The organism is uncultured Campylobacter sp. (assembly GCF_937997595.1).
Lineage (GTDB): Bacteria > Campylobacterota > Campylobacteria > Campylobacterales > Campylobacteraceae > Campylobacter_B.
Window position 1 is genome coordinate 1 of sequence record NZ_CALKTS010000022.1, and the last position, 1,867, is coordinate 1,867.

2 protein-coding genes and 2 pseudogenes are annotated in these 1,867 nt (G+C 52.4%); 3 read left to right on the forward strand and 1 reads right to left on the reverse strand.

Annotated elements, in window-relative coordinates:
• Both pyrF and Q0614_RS00795 read left to right on the forward strand, forming a co-directional pair.
• Positions 1–530: orotidine-5'-phosphate decarboxylase (gene pyrF / locus Q0614_RS00790; RefSeq protein ID WP_298785845.1), on the forward strand; the 530-nt coding region annotated here is incomplete at its 5' end.
• A 215-nt stretch (positions 531–745) separates the two neighbouring features.
• Positions 746–986 (forward strand): annotated as a pseudogene (locus Q0614_RS00795) (helix-hairpin-helix domain-containing protein).
• A gap of 133 nt (positions 987–1,119) precedes the next feature.
• Here the strand turns inward: Q0614_RS00795 and Q0614_RS00800 are convergent.
• The gene (locus tag Q0614_RS00800; RefSeq protein ID WP_298785847.1) at positions 1,120–1,305 is read right to left on the reverse strand and encodes a hypothetical protein; all 186 of its coding nucleotides are present in this window, start codon (positions 1,303–1,305) and stop codon (positions 1,120–1,122) included.
• Positions 1,306–1,586: 281 nt separating this feature from the next.
• On the opposite strand from Q0614_RS00800, the pseudogene Q0614_RS00805 reads away from it, so the two are divergent.
• A pseudogene (locus Q0614_RS00805) lies at positions 1,587–1,867 on the forward strand (DUF3108 domain-containing protein); the annotation flags it as partial.

The following is a 1,867-nucleotide window of genomic DNA, read 5'->3' on the forward strand; positions in this document are numbered from 1 at the left end:
GAAATTTTAAAATTTTCCTCGATCTAAAGCTCTACGACATCCCAAACACGATGGCTGACGCCGCCGAGGAGATCGCCAAGCTCGGCGTAGATATGATAAACGTGCACGCAAGTAGCGGCAAACGCGCGATGGCTACGGTTATGGAGCGACTGGGCAGGCTAGCTTCGCGCCCGTTGGTGCTTGCGGTTTCTGCGCTAACTAGCTTTGATCAGGCGGAATTTAGCTCGGTTTACGAGCAAAATTTAAACGACGCCGTGCGCAAATTTGGCGTGATGAGCTACGAAGCGGGGCTTGACGGTATGGTCTGCTCGGCGTTCGAGAGCCGCCTGATAAAGGACGCCACGAGCGCAAATTTTATCACGCTCTGCCCGGGCGTACGGCCTTTTGGCGAGAGCGCGGCAGATCAAAAGCGAGTGGCGGATCTGGACATTGCGCGCGAGGCGGAGGCTAATTTTATCGTGATCGGTCGTCCGATCTATCAGGCGCAAAACCCACGCGAAATTTGCGAGCGGATTTTGGGTCAAATTTAGCGTCAAAACTTGCGTAAAATTTAACTCAAAATAATTTTAAGCATGGTGTTCGTGCGCAAAAAATTTTAATTAAATCATCGTAAAAGCGCGACTTGGACGGTGACTTCGCGCAGCAGCGAGATAAAATTTAGCGAGCTTTGTAGCGCAGGAATGAAATTTAAAATTTCATTCGAAGCGACGGGCTTGGCGGAGCTTAAAAGAAATTTGAGGTAAATTTGAGCGATTTTAAGAAAATCCCCTATGTCGGCGAGGCGACAGAGGCCGATCTGCTGGCACTCGGCTACACTGACATCGCTTCGCTAAAGGGCGCGGATCCGGACGAGACGAAAGAACGCACAAAGGCGCTCGGGCGCGGCAGCGACAGGTGCATCCTCTACGTTTACCGAGGCCAGCTACTACGCCAGCACGCCCCGTCCCGACAAAGCCAAGCTGAAATGGTGGCTTTGGAAGGATTAAATTTACAAATTTGACCCGCGGCGAGTCGTTTAAATTTGAGCGGATTTGCTAGCAACCGACGCGGCTGCGTTTGCGGCACGAAACGGCGCCTCACGGAAGTGCAAGCTAGCAAGCGCAACGAACGGCGCAAATTTTATACGCGAGCTTTACGAACACAATGCGATAAAAGCGACGCAAAGAGCGTAAATTTAACGGGCACGGCGTAGCGGCTAGTGCGAAGTACAAACATAGCCACAATATGAAATTTTGATTTATTCACAGGCACGCTTTGCGACGAAGCAGCCTGCACGAAATATAAAATCGCTCCGATTTCTGGCAAGCGCGCGCCAAGCCGTATATGCGCCATAAATATAAAAGCAGCGACAGTCGGTGTCTTTAGGTGCGCACGGCGCGGTCTTTCACGACGGCAAGGAGCGGCAGTTGATATTTAATAATCGCGCTATGGAGAAAATGAAATAGACGGCGCGAGTTTTGCTTTTTTGGCGTAAATTTTACGAACGCCGCGCAGATTATCGCGCGAGCTTTACGGGCGGCGCGTAAAAACGTAAATTTAACGGGCGCCGTATAATGGGGCGCCCGTAAAGCGAAAGGACGGTAGAGATGAAATTTTTTGCTATTTTGATTTTGTGTGCGAGCGCGCTTTTGGGCGAGACGATCAGCGCGAAATATGAGATTTCGTTCGGCGTTTTCGGCGCGGTCGGCAGCGCAAACACGCGGCTCGTGCGCGAGGGCGATCGCTACGAGATCGTCATGGATGCCGTTGCGCAGGGCGTCGCGGGCAGCCTAAGCGGGCAAAGGCGCGAGAGCTTCCGCTCGAAGGGGCGCATCGTGGCGGGGCTTTTGATGCCCGATCTCTACGTCCACGAGGTCTCGCGCAAAAA